The 15,627-nt window shown below is 75.2% G+C and carries 14 protein-coding genes; 10 read left to right on the top strand and 4 right to left on the bottom strand.

What is annotated here, in order from left to right; translation table 11 throughout:
* Nucleotides 1-18 precede the first annotated feature (18 nt).
* Nucleotides 19-900 (top strand): helix-turn-helix transcriptional regulator, encoded by an 882-nt coding sequence (locus tag AC1C2W_RS04355; RefSeq protein WP_495387607.1) that lies wholly within the window; start codon nucleotides 19-21, stop codon nucleotides 898-900.
* Nucleotides 901-935: 35 nt separating this feature from the next.
* On the opposite strand, the gene AC1C2W_RS04350 is transcribed toward AC1C2W_RS04355, so the two are convergent.
* The gene (locus tag AC1C2W_RS04350; protein ID WP_495387608.1) at nucleotides 936-2,048 is read right to left on the bottom strand and encodes an adenylate/guanylate cyclase domain-containing protein; all 1,113 of its coding nucleotides are present in this window, start codon (nucleotides 2,046-2,048) and stop codon (nucleotides 936-938) included.
* Nucleotides 2,049-2,068: 20 nt separating this feature from the next.
* Nucleotides 2,069-3,010 (bottom strand): biotin--[acetyl-CoA-carboxylase] ligase, encoded by a 942-nt coding sequence (locus AC1C2W_RS04345; RefSeq protein ID WP_495412483.1) that lies wholly within the window; start codon nucleotides 3,008-3,010, stop codon nucleotides 2,069-2,071.
* Nucleotides 3,011-3,122: 112 nt separating this feature from the next.
* Here AC1C2W_RS04345 and AC1C2W_RS04340 point away from each other — a divergent pair, with 112 nt between their 5' ends.
* The 4 genes from AC1C2W_RS04340 to AC1C2W_RS04325 all read left to right on the top strand — a co-directional run bounded on the left by AC1C2W_RS04340 (nucleotide 3,123) and on the right by AC1C2W_RS04325 (nucleotide 6,169).
* The gene (locus AC1C2W_RS04340) at nucleotides 3,123-4,733 is read left to right on the top strand and encodes an acyl-CoA carboxylase subunit beta (protein WP_495412482.1); all 1,611 of its coding nucleotides are present in this window, start codon (nucleotides 3,123-3,125) and stop codon (nucleotides 4,731-4,733) included.
* A 61-nt stretch (nucleotides 4,734-4,794) separates the two neighbouring features.
* Nucleotides 4,795-5,361 carry a hypothetical protein gene (locus AC1C2W_RS04335; protein WP_495387611.1) on the top strand — a complete coding sequence of 189 codons (567 nt, stop codon included), beginning with the start codon at nucleotides 4,795-4,797 and terminating at the stop codon, nucleotides 5,359-5,361.
* Nucleotides 5,358-5,600, top strand: a complete 243-nt coding sequence (locus tag AC1C2W_RS04330) for an acyl-CoA carboxylase epsilon subunit (RefSeq protein WP_495387612.1) — start codon at nucleotides 5,358-5,360, stop codon at nucleotides 5,598-5,600. Before AC1C2W_RS04335 ends, AC1C2W_RS04330 begins: the two co-directional genes overlap by 4 nt.
* Entirely contained in the window at nucleotides 5,597-6,169 is a 573-nt protein-coding gene (locus tag AC1C2W_RS04325) for a hypothetical protein (RefSeq protein WP_495412481.1), read from the top strand. The genes AC1C2W_RS04330 and AC1C2W_RS04325 overlap by 4 nt, the downstream gene beginning before the upstream one ends.
* Before the next feature lie 53 nt (nucleotides 6,170-6,222).
* Here AC1C2W_RS04325 and AC1C2W_RS04320 read toward each other — a convergent pair whose 3' ends face one another.
* A complete protein-coding gene (locus AC1C2W_RS04320; protein ID WP_495412480.1) occupies nucleotides 6,223-7,431 on the bottom strand; it encodes a glycerate kinase in 1,209 nt (402 codons plus the stop codon).
* Nucleotides 7,432-7,903: 472 nt separating this feature from the next.
* Here AC1C2W_RS04320 and AC1C2W_RS04315 point away from each other — a divergent pair, with 472 nt between their 5' ends.
* The 5 genes from AC1C2W_RS04315 to AC1C2W_RS04295 all read left to right on the top strand — a co-directional run bounded on the left by AC1C2W_RS04315 (nucleotide 7,904) and on the right by AC1C2W_RS04295 (nucleotide 14,055).
* Complete coding sequence (locus tag AC1C2W_RS04315; RefSeq protein ID WP_495412479.1) at nucleotides 7,904-9,643, top strand: DUF885 domain-containing protein; 1,740 nt, start codon at nucleotides 7,904-7,906, stop codon at nucleotides 9,641-9,643.
* 27 nt (nucleotides 9,644-9,670) lie between these two features.
* Nucleotides 9,671-10,597, top strand: a complete 927-nt coding sequence (locus AC1C2W_RS04310; RefSeq protein WP_495412478.1) for an AEC family transporter — start codon at nucleotides 9,671-9,673, stop codon at nucleotides 10,595-10,597.
* Nucleotides 10,598-10,660: 63 nt separating this feature from the next.
* Complete coding sequence (locus tag AC1C2W_RS04305) at nucleotides 10,661-11,332, top strand: Maf family protein (protein ID WP_495412477.1); 672 nt, start codon at nucleotides 10,661-10,663, stop codon at nucleotides 11,330-11,332.
* 164 nt (nucleotides 11,333-11,496) lie between these two features.
* Entirely contained in the window at nucleotides 11,497-13,287 is a 1,791-nt protein-coding gene (locus tag AC1C2W_RS04300) for an acetyl/propionyl/methylcrotonyl-CoA carboxylase subunit alpha (RefSeq protein ID WP_495387618.1), read from the top strand.
* Between the two features lie 222 nt (nucleotides 13,288-13,509).
* Nucleotides 13,510-14,055, top strand: coding sequence for an NUDIX domain-containing protein (locus AC1C2W_RS04295; protein WP_495387619.1), 546 nt, complete (start codon nucleotides 13,510-13,512; stop codon nucleotides 14,053-14,055).
* A gap of 37 nt (nucleotides 14,056-14,092) precedes the next feature.
* Here the strand turns inward: AC1C2W_RS04295 and AC1C2W_RS04290 are convergent, their stop codons facing one another.
* The gene (locus AC1C2W_RS04290; protein ID WP_495387620.1) at nucleotides 14,093-15,592 is read right to left on the bottom strand and encodes an NAD(P)H-quinone dehydrogenase; all 1,500 of its coding nucleotides are present in this window, start codon (nucleotides 15,590-15,592) and stop codon (nucleotides 14,093-14,095) included.
* Between the last annotated feature and the right edge of the window lie 35 nt (nucleotides 15,593-15,627).

Genomic DNA, 15,627 nt, shown 5'->3' with positions numbered 1-15,627 from the left:
CGCGCCTACGCTGGCCGCATGACCGACGACAGCGACCGGATCGACCGCGACCTCGGCTCCCTGCTGCGCGGGTACCGAGAGTCGGTCGGCCCGCGGGACGTGGGCCTGCCCCCGGGCGGGCGGCGACGGACCCCGGGGCTGCGCCGCTCGGAGCTGGCGGTGCTCGCCGACGTGAGCGTCGAGTACCTCACCCGGCTGGAGCAGGGCCGCGACCGGCGCCCGTCCCCCGCGGTGGTCGGCGCGCTGGCCGACGCGCTCCGCCTGGGTCACGACGAGCGGCGGGTGCTGCTGCTCGCCTCCAAGGACGCACTGGGGACCGGCACCTGCCTGGCCACCACCTCCGGCGACGATGTCCCGGCGGGCACCCGCGCCGTCCTGGACCGCCTTGCTCCGGCGCCCGCGGTGCTCCTCGACCGGTTCGGCGCGGTGCTCGCGTGCACGCCCGCCTACCGCGCGCTCCTCGCCCCGGCGGGGCTGTTCGACACCGCGCCCGCGCAGCCGACCGTGGCGCACGCCGTCCTGACCGACCCGCGCGCCCGCGCCCTCTTCCCCGACTGGGAGGCCGTCGCAGACCGGGTTGTCGCGGACCTGCAGCGCGGGTCCGTCCCGTCCGACCCGGTGCTGGCGGAGCTCGTGGACGCGCTCACCGTGCTCGCGGGCGCCGCGTTCACGCAGCGGTGGGCGCGACCCCTCGCCGACCGAGGTCGCAGCGCCGTCCTCCGGCTGGACCACCCCGCGGCCGGGCCGCTGCGCGTGGAGCCGCAGGTCCTGGTGCCCGCCAGCGGCGAACACCTGCGGATCGAGCTGCTGCTGCCGGCCGACGACGCGAGCGAGAGGGCGCTCGACACCCTCGCGGCCGGGGGCCGGGGGCTGCGCGTGGTACGCAGCGACGCCTCGTAGTCAGGGCGTCATCAGGGCACTTCGGCCCCGACGGCTCAGGAGCCCGTGTACGCGCGCTGCAGGCGCACCGGCGTGATCTCGCCGAGGCCCTGCACCTCCTGCGTCGGCTGGGCCGTGAGCGCGTAGCGGGACGACGACGCGAGCAGCGACGCCGTGTGCGGGTCGACCAGCACGGTGGCGGGCTCGGCGAGCTCGGTGATCCGGGAGGCGAGGTTCACGTCCGAGCCGAAGACGTCGCCGAACCGCGACAGCACCCGCCCCCACACGAACCCGACCCGCACGGGGATCTCGGCCTCCGTGGCGTGCGGCGCGGCCAGGCCGAGGGCCACCTCGGCGCCCGTCGTGACGTCGTCGGCCACGAACAGCACGGCGTCGCCGATGGTCTTCACCACGCGCCCGCCCGCCTCCGTGATGACGTCCCGGGCTCGCGACTCGAAGAGCTGCACGAATTCCGACAGCTCCTGGGAGCCGAGGCCAGCGGTGCGCTTGGTGAACGAGACGATGTCGGCGAACCCCACCGCGCGGGGTAGCGGCAGCTCGTCGTCCTGCGCCTCCGTCGCGCCGCGGGCGCCGCCGAACTCCGTGGCCAGCCGGCCCGTGAGGGCGGCGAGCTGGCGCCGCCAGGCGTGCTCGAGCTGCCGGGAGAGCCGTTCGGTCAGGTCGGGCATGCGATCCAGCGCGGCGAGCCGGGCGCTGACGTCGTCCAGGCCGTCGCGCCGGCTCAGGTGCTCGACGAACGCCTCCACCTGCCACAGCGCCAGCCGGTCCGTGGTATGCCCGAGCGAGCGGATCAGCGTCATCTGCGCCTGCTCGTCCAGCCGCTCGGAATCCACGAGCTCGCCGATCTCGCGCAGGGCCTGCATGTCCGCGTCGGTGAACCAGACCTCCGTCGGATGGGTGACCGGCAGCCCCAGCCAGCGCCAGTAGTGCTCGATGAACTCCCGGGAGTGGCCCGTGCCCTCGACCAGGTCCGACAGCGTGTACCGCCGCGGGCCGCCCAGGATCTCCTCGTCGAGCCGCGCTGCCGTGTCCCCTGCCCGCCGGGGCTCGTCGCCGCGGGTGACCCGGCGCACCGAGGCACCCGAGCCCGGGGCGTCCGCCGCGTCGTCGGTCGGCAGATCGGGTCCCGTCGTGGTATCGCTCGTCACGCCCCCACTGTAGCCAGCGTCTACTGCGGTGAGAACCCGCTGTACCCCGGCTGGGAGCCCCGCTCCGCCGGTCGGGTGCGCAGGTGGTGCACGTCCCCGGCGGTCACGGTCCGCTCGCCGTCGACGGTCGCGATCACCAGCGCGCCGTCGTCCGCGACACGGGCCGCCGTGCCCTCGACCACCTCGCCGCCGCCCGCGAGCTCGGCTCGCACGCGCGTCCCGAGCGTGGCCGACGTGGCCGCGTACTCCTGCGCCAGCCCCGCCGCGGAGGCGTCGCCGCCCGCGGCCTCGAGCCGGCCGACGAGGTCCACCAGCTCGCGGACCAGCGCGGCGAGCAGCGCGCCGCGGTCCGGGTCGGCCCCGGTTCCCGCACCGGCACCGGCACCGAGCGCCAGCGACGTCGCGGTCGGGACGGGCAGCTCCGCGGCGGTCTGGTCCACGTTGAGCCCGACGCCCACCACGACGGCGGTCGGCGCCCCGGCGACGGCGGTGCTCCCGGGCACCACCTCCGCGAGGACGCCCGCCACCTTGCGGAAGAATCCCAGGCCGGGCGCCTCGGTCGGCGCGGGCAGCAACACGTCGTTCGGCCACTTCACCCGGGCCCCCGGGGCGACGGCCCCGTCGCCCACCGCCCGCACCACGGCCAGTCCCGCGAGCAGCGGCACCCAGCCCAGCGCCGCGGGGCGCAGGCGGGGGCGCACCAGCACCGAGACGGTGAGCGCCGCCCGCGGCGGCGCCTGCCACGCGCGGCCCGCCCGCCCGCGGCCGGCCACCTGGTGTTCCGCCACGAGCGCGGCGGGGGCGGGCCAGTCGCCCGGCGCGCGGCCCACGGCCGCCACCAGGTCCGTGTTCGTCGACGCGGAGGCCTCGACGACGTCGAGTCGGGCGAGGGGTCCCGTCGGCGCGAGCAGGTCGCGGCGCAAGGCGTGGACGTCCAACGGGGCGCGGCGGTCACAGGTCACGGCACGATGGTGCCGCACCGCTCGCGCTTTGTCGGGTCCCACCAAAGAACGGAGCCTCCCCGCAGCCTGTCGCGCATCGATCCGTGGCAACCCACCAACTAGGGTCGGTCGGGTGAACGATGCCACCACCGCAGCCGACCCGCAGCCCTCCGGCACGGCCGCCAAGCTCGCCGACCTGGATCGCCGCCGGGCCGAGGCCGTCACCGACGCCGAGGAGAACGCCCGGGCCCGGCAGCACTCCCGCGGCAAGAAGACGGCGCGCGAACGCATCGACGCACTGCTGGACGAGGGCAGCTTCGTCGAGCTCGACGCGCTGGCCATGCACCGCAGCCGCAACTTCGGCCTCGACAGGCGCCGGGTCGCCGGCGACGGCGTCGTCACGGGCCACGGCACGATCGACGGCCGCCAGGTGTGCGTGTTCAGCCAGGACTTCACCGTCTTCGGCGGGTCCCTCGGCGAGGTGCACGGCGAGAAGATCGCCAAGGTCCAGGACCTGGCGCTGCGCACCGGCGCGCCGATCATCGGCGTCTCCGACGGCGGCGGCGCGCGTATCCAGGAGGGCGTTGCCGCGCTCACCCAGTTCGCGGAGATGTTCCGGCGCAACGTGGCGGCGTCCGGCGTGATCCCCCAGATCTCCCTCATCCTCGGCCCCAGCGCGGGCGGCGCCGTCTACTCCCCCGCCCTGACCGACTTCATCGTCATGGCCGACGGCACGTCGAACATGTTCATCACCGGCCCGGACGTGATCCGCACGGTGACCGGCGAGGACGTGGACTTCGAGACGCTGGGCGGGGCCCGCACGCACAACTCGAAGTCCGGCGTCGCCCACTACCTGGGGGCCGACGAGGACGACGCGATCGACTACGTGCGCCACCTCGTGGGCTACCTGCCGCAGAACAACCTCGGCGACGCCCCCGCGTTCCCGCCTGAGGACGAGACCCCGCTGGAGGTCACGGCCGACGACGAGGCGCTCGACGTCATCGTCCCCGACAGCGACAACCAGCCGTACGACATGCGCGCAGTGGTCGAGACCGTCCTCGACCCCGACTCGTTCCTCGAGGTGCAGCCACTGTTCGCGCAGAACGTGCTGATCGGCTTCGGGCATGTCGAGGGTCAATCGGTGGGCATCGTCGCCAACCAGCCGCTGTCCATGGCGGGCACCCTCGACATCGACGCCGCCGAAAAGGCCGCCCGGTTCGTGCGGACCTGCGACGCGTTCAACCGGCCGGTCCTGACGTTCGTCGACGTGCCCGGCTTCCTGCCCGGCGTGGGCCAGGAGCACCAGGGCATCATCCGTCGCGGCGCCAAGCTCATCTACGCGTACGCCGAGGCCACGGTCCCGCTCATCACGGTGATCACGCGCAAGGCGTACGGCGGCGCCTACATCGTCATGGGGTCCAAGCAGCTCGGTGCCGACGTGAACCTCGCCTGGCCGACGGCGCAGGTCGCGGTGATGGGCGCGAGCGGCGCGGTGAACATCCTGCAGCGCTCGGCGCTCAAGGAGGTCGCCGAGACCGGCGGCGACGTCGAGGCGGAGCGGGCGCGGCTCGTCGCGGAGTATGAGGACGCGATCGTGAACCCGTGGGACGCCGCCGAGCGCGGCTACGTGGACGCGGTGATCCGCCCGTCCGAGACGCGCGTGCAGGTGGTGCGCGCCCTGCGGGCCCTGCGCACCAAGCGCGCCAGCCTGCCGCCCAAGAAGCACGGCAACATCCCCCTGTGACGGGCCGCTGGTTGAGCCTGTCGTCCGTCGACAGGCTCAGGAACCGAGAGAGAATGTCTGAATGAGCCACGAGGACGCCACGCACGGACCGGCCCCGCTGGGGTCGGTGCAACCCGAACCGATGCACCGCGCGGTCGACGCGCTGGCGGAGGCGCTGCACGAGTACGTGCAGACGGCGGTCGGCGTGCGCGCCGAGTTCGGCGCCGCCGAGGCGGACGAGGACCCGCGCGTGCTCGCGCTGGAGAGCCGGGTGGGCCAGCTCAACGCCGCCGTCTTCGACGCGCTGCACGACGGCCTCGGGATGCATCCCGACCTCACCAGCTCGGTGTGGGAGGCGGAGGAGGACGAGGAGCCCGAGCACGCGCACGACACCCCCGAGGGCGCGGTGCCCGCCGAGGTCTTCTACCTCGGGTTCGTCGTCGCCGACCCGGCGCCGGGCGCGAGCATGACCCTCGACGGGGTCGTGGAGCTGCTCGACGAGGCCGGGAACGACGTCGCGCAGCGGCTCTTCGACGGCGGCTACGAGGTGGCGGAGTGGGCCACGTCACGCGGCGCCGCGGTGGACTTCGGCGCCGACGAGGGCGACGACGACGAGCCCGACGACGACCCGCTGGGGGGTGCCCGATGACGCGCGAGGTCCGCGTGGTGCGCGGCCGGCCCGACGACGTCGAGGTCGCCGCGCTGGTGGCCGGGCTCGCGGCCGTCGCGTCGGCGAGCGGGCTGCCGGACGACGAGGCGCCCGTCGAGGAGTGGACCAACCGCGCGCGAACGGTGCGCGGCAACGGGGCCGGCGTCACGGCCAAGAACTTCGGCGGCCGGTGGGGCCGCCACAACGCGGACGCGTGGCGCTGGAGCCTGCACTCGTGAGCGTCGTCTGGCAGCAGGTGGAGAGCGCCGACGGGGCGGACGCCCCGCTGACCGAGCTGCCCACGCCGCCGCGTCCCGGCTGGCTGCGCCGCTGGCTGTGGGCGCCGGCGCTCGTGGTGACGGCCGGGCTGTACGTACTGCGGCGTACCATCGAGAACCCGTCCGGGGAGGTCGAGCTCTGGCTGTTCATGGGCGTGCTCGCGGGGCTGATGGTCACCGCCGTCGCCGCCCTGGTGCGCTACCGCGACGACCAGCGCCGCGCCGCCGACGCCCGCGCGGCGACGGCGTTCGCCGCCGGCGCGCGGTCCGCGACGGGCACGGTCGCGGTGAACGGCCGCACGACCAACTCCGGCCTCCTGCTCAGCGGCGTCGTGTCCTACCCGACGGACGACCCCGCCGCCGGCACGGCCGAGCAGGCGTACTGGCTGCTGGTGCGCGGCGACGACGCACCGCTGCCGCCGCGCGACGGCGACCCCGTGGCCGTCTGGTGGGCGCCGGAGACCGACACGATCGTGGTGCGCTACCACCGGGACTGGGCCGACGCCGTGCGCCGGCGCGCCGGCCGCTGAGGCCGGTTCCCGCCGGACGCTGACCCGGCACTGCGTCGACGACGCGCCGCGGCTCAGCGCGCGGCGAGCCCCGCCGCGAAGAGCCGGCAGGCATGGGCGGCCGTGCGCTCGAGCTCCATCAGCGCGTCGCGCGACAGCTCGGCGAGGGTGCGCGGGCCGGGCGCGATCGAGAACGCGGCCGCGATGCCCGCGCCCGCGACCTGCGCGGGTGTGAGCTCGATGTCGCCGGCGACCACGACGACCGCCACCCCGCCGCCCGCCCCGCCGTCCGCGAGGCGCACCACGGTGTCCACGACCTTGCCGTGCAGCGACTGCTCGTCGAGCCGCCCCTCCCCCGTGAGGACGAGGTCCGCGCCGACCAGGGCATCGGCCAACCCCACGGCGTCGGCGACGAGCGCGCCGCCGGGTACGAGCTCGGCGCCCAGTGCGGCCGACAGCCCGACCGGCAGCCCGCCGGAGGCCCCCGCACCGGGCAGGTCGCGGGCGTCGTCGCCGGTGACGGCGGCGAGCGCGTCGGCCAGGTGCGCCAGGCCGTGCTCCAGCGCCGTCACGTCGCGGGCTGACGCGCCCTTCTGCGGCCCGAAGACGGCGGCGGCGCCGCGCGGCCCGAGCAGCGGGTTGTCGACGTCGCACGCGATGCGCCAGCGCAGCGCGCGGGCCCGCGGGTCGAGCGCGTCGAGATCGATGGTCGCCAGGTCGCGCAGGCCGCCGCCGCCCGGGGGCACCGGCTCGCCCGCGGCGTCGAGGAGGCTCGCCCCGAGCGCGTGCAGAAGGCCGGCGCCGCCGTCGGTGGAGGCGGACCCGCCCACGAACAGCACGACCTCCTCGGCCTGCGGCGCGGCGTCGAGGGCGGCGAGCACGACGGTGCCCACGCCGCGGCTCGTCGCGTCCAAAGGGCGCAGCGGCACGTCGGACACCTTCGGCAGCCCGTAAGCCTCCGCCGCCTCGACGGCGAGCGTGCGGCCGTCAGGCGAGACGCCGAATCGGGCCGTCGTCGGGCGCCCCAACGCATCGGTGGTGTCGCAGGTGCGCGGCGCCCGGCCCCACGCCCCGAGGATCGCGTCGAGCGTGCCCTCGCCCCCGTCGGCGAACGGCACTGCGAGCACCTCGGCGGTCTCGCCGAGCGCAGCCCGGGCCCCCGCAGCGAGCGCCTGGGCCACCTCGGTGGCCGTGGCGCTGCCCTTGAACGAGTCGGGCGCGACCACCACCCGCCACGGTCGGGGCTGCAGGTCGGGGGCGGTGTTCTTCACGTCCTCGTGCACGGTGGTCGAGGCTAGCGCCTCGACCCGCGGCGGGCGCGGGCGTCTCGCGCCCCGCCCGGCCGCACTTGCACCCGGCTCGTCATCCCGGCCGTCACTCCGGCTGTCACCCCGGCCGCCACTCCGGGCTGTCGGCGAGCGCCTTCTCGTACTCGTCGCGGATCGTGTCGCCGCCGCCCTTGGCCCACGCCGCGGTGGCGGCCTCCCAGGCGGCCCGTCGCCGACGGGCCCGGTGGAACTCCGGCAGATAATCGTGTTGAGCGGCTCCGCGAGGGGCGCCGGGTCCGGCTCCGCCCGGAGCGTCGCGACCAGCCGCGCCATGGCGGCCCGCCCGAGCTTGCGATGGGCCACGTGCACGGTGGTGAGCGTGGGCTCGGACTCCACGGCGCCCAGCTTCTCGCCATCTGGCCGCGCGGCGGCAAGACCCGCAGCGAAATCACGCGAACGACCCAGCGGCACGCCCTAGGCTGCACGCGTGACCTCGAGCACCCCACCCACCACGCCCCGCACGCCCTCCGCGATCGACGCCGTGGCCGACGCGTACGTCGTCCGCTCCGCCGAGCTCGACCCGATGCTCGCCACCGCGATCGGCCTGCCGGGTCACGACCACCGCATGACCGACCTGTCTCCCGCCGGGCACGAGGCCCGAGCGGAGGCGGACCGCGCGGTGCTCCGCGAGCTCGACTCCGCGGAGCGCGACGGCGGAGCCGGAGACGACGTCGACCGCGTCACCCTGGCCGCAATGCGCGAGCGCGTGGGGCTGCAGCTCGAGCTGCACGACGCGGGCGAGCCGCTGGCCAGCCTGAACAACATCGAGTCGCCCGTGCAGCAGCTGCGCGACGTCTTCGACCTCATGCCCACCGGCAGCGTGGAGGCATGGGAGAACGTCGCCGCCCGGCTGAACTCGATCCCGGACGCGATCGACGGCTACGTCGCGTCGCTGACGGAGGCGGCGCGCCGCGGGCAGGTCGCCGCGATCCGCCAGGTCCGCGAGGGGGTCTCCCAGTCCCGCGAGCTCGCCGGGGAGGGCTCCTTCTTCCGCGGTCTCGTGCGGGGCGAGGATGCCGAGGCCGTGCTCGACGAGTCGTCGGCGTGCAGCCTGGTGCGGGCCGAGCTGGAGCGCGGCTCCGACGCCGCCCGGTCCGCGTACGCGCGGCTGGCCGACTTCCTGGAGCGCGACCTCGCGCCGCAGGCGCCGGAGCGGGACGCCGTGGGCCGCGACCGCTACGCGATGTTCTCGCGCGAGTTCCTGGGCGCGACGGTGGACCTGGACGAGACCTACGAGTGGGGCCTCGACGAGCTGGCCCGCATCGTGGCCGAGCAGGAGTCGGTGGCCCAGCGTCTCGCCGGCCCGGGCGCGAGCGTGGCCGACGCCGTCGCCGCCCTCGATGCCGACCCGTCGCGCACCCTGCACGGCACCGACGAGCTGCGTCGCTGGATGCAGGAGACTGCCGACGCCGCGATCGACGACCTCGCCGGCACCCACTTCGACATCGAGGGCCCCGTGCGCACCATCGAGTGCCGCATCGCCCCCACGCAGACCGGCGGCATCTACTACACGCCGCCGAGCGACGACTTCTCCCGCCCCGGCCGCATGTGGTGGTCGGTGCCGGCCGACGTCACCGAGTTCAACACCTGGCGCGAGAAGACGACCGTTTACCACGAGGGCGTGCCGGGCCACCACCTGCAGTGCGCGGCCACCGTCCTCGCGCGCGACACCCTCAACTCGTGGCGCCGCCTGATGTGTTGGGTCTCCGGGCACGGCGAGGGCTGGGCGCTGTACGCCGAGCGCCTCATGGCCGACCTCGGCCACCTCGACGACCCGGGCGACCGGTTCGGCATGCTCGACGCGCAGCGGATGCGCGCCGCCCGCGTGGTGCTGGACATCGGCGTGCACCTGGGCAAGCCGGCCCCCGCGGAGTGGGGCGGCGGGGTCTGGGACGCCGAGAAGGCCTGGCCGTTCCTCAAGGCCAACGTCAACATGCCCGAGTCCTTCGTGCGGTTCGAGCTCAACCGGTACCTGGGCTGGCCGGGGCAGGCCCCGTCGTACAAGGTGGGCCAGCGGTTGTGGGAGCAGGCGCGCGACGACGCGTGGTCGGCGGCGCAGGGCCGCGGCGAGGAGTTCGACCTGCGGGCGTTCCACGCCCGGGCCCTCAGCCTCGGCTCGGTCGGCCTGGACGTGCTCACCGGCGCCCTGCGCGACCCGCTCGCCTGACGCCCGCGCGCACGGGACGCGTCAGGCATGGAAGGGATCCTCACCGGCTTCGCGATCATCGGCGTCGTCATCGCCGTGGGCTACGTCGCGGCCCGCCTGCGCCTCGGCGGGCCTGACGCCCGCACCGCGCTGAACCGGATCGGCTTCTTCGTCGCCAGCCCCGCGCTGCTGTTCACGGTGATCGCGGACGCCGACGTCGGGGAGCTGTTCCAGGCCCCGCTGCTGGTGCAGGCCCTGGCGGCCGTGGCGATGGCCGGGGTCTTCGTGGCCGTGAACCTGCTGTGGCTGCGCCGCCCGGCGGCCGAGGCCACGATTGGCGCAGTCTCCGCCGGGTACGTCAACGCCAACAACATCGGCCTGCCGGTGGCGGTGTACGTGCTCGGCGACCCGGCCGCCGTCGTGCCGGTGATCCTGCTGCAGCTGCTGATCCTCGCTCCCGTCACCCTGCTGGTGCTCGACGCACAGACCTCGGGCCGGGTGTCGGTGCGGTTCGTGCTGAGCCAGCCAGTGCGTAACCCGATCATCCTCGGCTCGCTCGCGGGCGCCGTGGTCTCGCTCACCGGATGGCGCGTGCCCGCCCCGGTGCTCGCCCCGCTCGAGATCCTGGGCGGCGCCGCCGTACCGATGATCCTGCTCGCCTTCGGGATGTCGCTGCACGGGTCGCGACCGTTCCAGCAGGCCGGCGGCCGCACGGCGGTGGTGGTGGCGTCCGTGCTGAAGGCGGCGGTCATGCCCGCCGTCGCGTTCGCGCTCGCGCGGTACGCGTTCGGCCTCGACGAGGCGCAGGTCGCGACCGCGGTCGTGCTCGCGGCGCTGCCCGTCGCGCAGAACGTGTACAACTATGCGGCCCGCTTCCGTACGGGCGAGATGCTGGCGCGCGACACGATCCTCGTCACGACGGTGGCCTCGCCGATCGTGCTCATCGTGTCGACCCTGCTTCTGCACACGGGCTGATGCACACGGGCTGATGCACACGGGCTGATGCACACGGCTGACCCGGTCGCTAGGGTGCCCACCGTGCCTGCATCAGCGACCGTCACCCTCGTCCTCGCCTCCCGGTCCCCCGCCCGCCTCGCCACCCTCGCGGCCGCGGGCGTCACGCCCGAGGTCGTCGTGTCCGACGTCGACGAGCCCGCGGCGCTCGACGCGGCCCGCGCGAGCCTCGAAGGCGACGGCGACGGCCTGGGGCCCGCCGACGCCGTCCTCGTGCTGGCCCGCGCCAAGGCGGAGGCCGTGACCCGCCGCGTCGAGGACGAGGTCTCCGCGCTGGTGCTCGGCTGCGACTCGATGCTGGAGCTGGATGGAGAGGTCGTGGGCAAGCCGGCCGACGCGGCGGACGCCCGGCGCCGGTGGCGCTCGATGCGCGGCCGCGCGGCGGTGCTCCACACGGGGCACTGGCTGGTGGACGCGCGGGACCCCGAGGACGGCGGCACCGGGGGCACGCTCGGCGCGTCGTCGGCCACCACCGTGCACTTCGCCGACGTGGACGACGCCGAGATCGACGCCTACGTCGCCACCGGCGAGCCGCTGGAGGTCGCGGGCGCGTTCACGATCGACGGCCTCGGCGGGCCGTACGTCGAGCGGATCGAGGGCGACCACCACGGCGTGGTCGGGCTGAGCCTGCCGCTGCTGCGCGAGCTCCTCGGCGAGCTGGGCGTCCCCTGGCGCAGCCTCCGCGACGCCGGCTGAGCCTGCCGAAACCACCAACGCGGAGGTGGTCCGACACCCTGAAGCGGCACAGTCCATGTGGGATCCCTCCAAACGGCCCGGATCCGCGTTGGCACCGGGCACAGACTTCCTCGGAGAGGCCGCGCGCATGCCGGGGGACGCCGGGCCGCGCGTTACCGTGAGCCGTGCCCACCATCAGCAAGGTCCTCGTCGCGAACCGTGGCGAGATCGCCGTCCGCATCGCCCGCGCTTGTACGGACGCCGGCATCACGTCCGTCGCCGTCTACGCCGACTCCGATCGGGACGCGCTGCACGTGCGGCTCGCCGACGAGGCGTTCGCGCTGCAGGGCCAGCGCGCCGCCGACACGTACCTCGACATGGACAAGCTGCTCGACGTCGCGCGCCGCGCGGGCGCCGACGCGGTGCACCCCGGCTACGGCTTCCTGTCGGAGAACGCGCAGTTCGCGCAGGCCGTGCTCGACGCCGGCCTGGTGTGGATCGGCCCGCCCCCCGCCGCGATCGAGTCCCTGGGCGACAAGGTGAGCGCGCGGCACATCGCGGCCGCCGCCGGCGCACCGCTGGTGCCCGGCACCCCCGACCCCGTCAAGGGCGCGGACGAGGTGCGCGCCTTCGCCGCGGAGCACGGGCTGCCGATCGCGATCAAGGCCGCGTTCGGCGGCGGCGGCCGCGGGCTCAAGGTCGCCCGCAGCGCGGACGAGATCGACGAGCTGTTCGAGTCGGCGGTGCGCGAGGCCACCGCGGCCTTCGGCCGCGGCGAGTGCTTCGTGGAGCGGTACCTCGACCGGCCCCGGCACGTGGAGACGCAGTGTCTCGCGGACACGCACGGGAACGTCGTGGTCGTGTCCACGCGCGACTGCTCCCTGCAGCGCCGGCACCAGAAGCTGGTCGAGGAGGCACCCGCGCCGTTCCTCACCCCCGCGCAGGAGGCGGAGCTCGACCGCGCGTCGCGGGCCATCCTCACGGAGGCCGGCTACGTCGGCGCCGGCACCTGCGAGTTCCTCGTCGGGACCGACGGCACCCTGTCGTTCCTCGAGGTGAACACCCGCCTGCAGGTGGAGCACCCCGTGACCGAGGAGGTCACCGGCATCGACCTGGTCCGCGAGCAGCTGCGCATCGCCGCCGGGGAGCCGCTCGGCTACGACACCACGACGGTGCGCGGCCACTCGTTCGAGTTCCGCATCAACGGCGAGGACCCGGCCGCCGGCTTCCTGCCGTCCCCCGGCACGATCACGACGCTGCGCTGGCCCAGCGGGCCCGGCGTCCGCGTCGACACGGGCGTCGTCGAGGGCGACACGGTCTCGGGCGCGTTCGACTCGATGATCGCCAAGCTGATCGTGACCGGTGCCACCCGCGAGCAGGCCGCGCAGCGGGCGCGTCGCGCGCTCCGCGAGCTCGAGGTGGCCGGCATCCCGACCGTCGTGCCGTTCCACCGGGCGCTGCTCGACGCCGAGGACTTCGTCCCCGGCGACGGCGCGCCCTTCCGGGTGCACACCCGCTGGATCGAGACCGACTTCGCCGGCGCCCTGAGCGCCCTCGCCCCCGCGGCGCCTGCGCCCGTGCCCGATGCCGAGGAGTCGACCGAGGAGCTGGCCGAGCGAGTCGTCGTCGAGGTGGGCGGGCGCCGCCTCGAGGTGGTGCTGCCCGCCGGGCTCGGCGTGGCGGCGGGCCGGGCGCGCCGCGCCAACGCGGCCCGCCGCCCCGTGCACCGCGGCGCGTCCCGCGCGTCCTCCGGGGCCGGCGGCAACACGCTCGCCTCCCCCATGCAGGGCACCATCGTCAAGGTCGCCGTCGAGGACGGCGCGCAGGTGGCCGAGGGCGACCTCGTCGTCGTGCTCGAGGCCATGAAGATGGAGCAGCCGCTCCTCGCCCACCGCGCCGGGACCGTGCGGTCCCTGGCCGCCGCTGCCGGCGAGACGGTGACCGCCGGCGCCACCATCTGCGACATCGTCGACTGACCGCCGAGGTAGTCCCACCTTCGCCGAGGTAGTTCAAAGATCGCCGAGGTAGTTCGATTCTGGGCGAGATAGTTCGCGACCGGCCGGTCTGCGAACTACCTCGGCAATTTTCGAACTACCTCGGCGATCTTTGAACTACCTCGCGCTCTTCGGGTGCTACCTCCGCGGGCTCGGGTGCCGGCGGGTCGCTCACCCGATCATCGTCGCCTGTAGCCTGACGGCGTGCCCAGCCCATTTCCCCCGCGCGAGACGCTCCATCGCCACGCCGGGGACGGCTGGGTGGCCTGCGGCGACCACCGGCACTGGGGCCGGTACGGCGCGGCGGGCCTGCTGCTCGCCCGGCGCGCGACGCCCGCAACCAAGCTCGGCGCCACGACGGACGGCGCGCTCGCGCCCGTGACCGACGTCGTCCTCCAGCACCGCGCTCCCTGGTCGGACCAGGGCGGCACGTGGGGCGTCCCCGGCGGGGCCCTGGCACCCGACGAGACGCCGGTCGAGGGGGCGCTGCGCGAGAGCCTCGAGGAGGCCGCGGTCGAGCCCCGGACCGTGCACCTTCTGGGCACGCACCTGCTCGACCACGGCCCGTGGGCCTACACCACCGTCCTCGCCGACGTCGTGCCGGGGGCGGTGGTCGAGCCGACCGCGGCCGACCCGGAGAGCCTCGAGGTCCGGTGGGTCCCCGTCGAGGACGTGGCGCGCCTCCCGCTGCTGCCGGCGTTCGGCGCCGCCTGGCCGGCGCTGCGCGCGCGGCTCGACGCCGGCCGCTGAGCCGGCTCTCGAACAGACCTCAGTCGTCGAGCAGACGTCAGTCGCTGTCGCGCTGCCCGGACTGCCCGTGCAGGACGCGCGCGGCCTCGGCGATCGACCCCGACAGCGACGGGTAGACGGTGAACGAGTCCGCCACGTCGTCCACCGTGAGGCGGTGCGCCACGCCCAGCGTGATCGGGAAGATCAGCTCGCTCGCCCGCGGCGCCACGACCACCCCGCCCAGCACGACGCCCGCGTCGGGGTGGGCGAAGAGCTTGACGAACCCGTCGCGCATGCCGAGCATCTTCGCCCGCGGGTTGCGGGCCAAGGGCAGTGTCGTCGTGACGTACCGGTGCCCGCGCTCGCGCAGCCGCTCCTCGCTGAACCCGACGGTCGCGATCTCCGGGGCGGTGAAGATGTTGGCGGCGACACGGCCCAGCTTGAGCGGCACGACAGCGTCGCCCAGGGCGTGCGCCATCGCGGTGCGGCCCTGCGTGGCGGCCACGGACGCCAGCGGCAGCACCCCGGTGCAGTCGCCCGCGGCGTAGACGCCGGGCACGGACGTGCGCGAGACGCGGTCCACCTCGACGTGGCCGCTCGCGGCGAGGCGCACGCCCGCCTCCTCGAGGCCGAGGCCCTCGGTCGACGGCACGGCGCCGACCGCGATGAGGACGTGCGACCCCTCGACCACGCGGCCGTCCGTGAGCGTGACGGCGACGCCGTCGGCGGTGCGCTCGGCGGAGGCGGCGCGGGAGCGGGACATGACGATCATGCCGCGGGAGCGGAAGACGCCCTCGAGCAGCTCGGCCGCGTCCACGTCCTCGCCCGGCAGCACCCGGTCGCGCGAGGAGACCAGCACCACCTGCGAACCCAGCGCCTGGTACGCGCCGGCGAACTCGGCGCCGGTGACCCCGGAGCCCACCACGATCAGCCGCTCGGGCAGCTCGTTGAGCCGGTAGAGCTGCGTCCACGTGAGGATCCGCTCGCCGTCCGGGACGGCGGTGGGCAGCGTGCGCGGGGTCGCGCCCATGGCGAGCAGCACCGTGTCGGCCTCGAGCGCCCGCGAGGTCCCCGACGGCTCCTCCACCACGACGCGCGACGGCCCGTCGAGCCGTCCGGTGCCGGCGACGACGTCCACGCCCTCCCGCTCGAGCCGCGCGTGGATGTCCCGCGACTGCGCGTCGGCGAGGGCGAGCACCCGGGCGTTGACCGCCTTGAGGTCCACGAGGTCACGACGGTCACCCGCCGGGGCGTCCCCGCGGATGCCGAGCTCTGGGCCCTGCTCGGCGGTGACGAACCACTCGGCGGTAGCGATGAGGGTCTTGGAGGGCACGACGTCCGTGAGCACCGCGGCGCCGCCGACGCCCTGGCGCTCGACCACGGTGACTCGGGCGCCGAGCCGGCGCGCCACCAGGGCGGCCTCGTAGCCGCCGGGGCCGCCACCGACCACGACGACGTGCGGGGTGCGGGGGTCGGCCTCGGGGACGCCGGGGGTGGGGGCGATCGAGGAAGCCGGGGTGTCGGAGGTGTCCGGGGAAGAGGTGTTCACGGAGGGCACGGGGCCATTGTGTCAGGCCCCCAGGGCCGCGGCGT

It is taken from the genome of Isoptericola sp. Y581, assembly GCF_059445475.1.
Note: the sequence above shows the minus strand (reverse complement) of the source record. Positions and strands in the feature narration are given on the sequence as shown.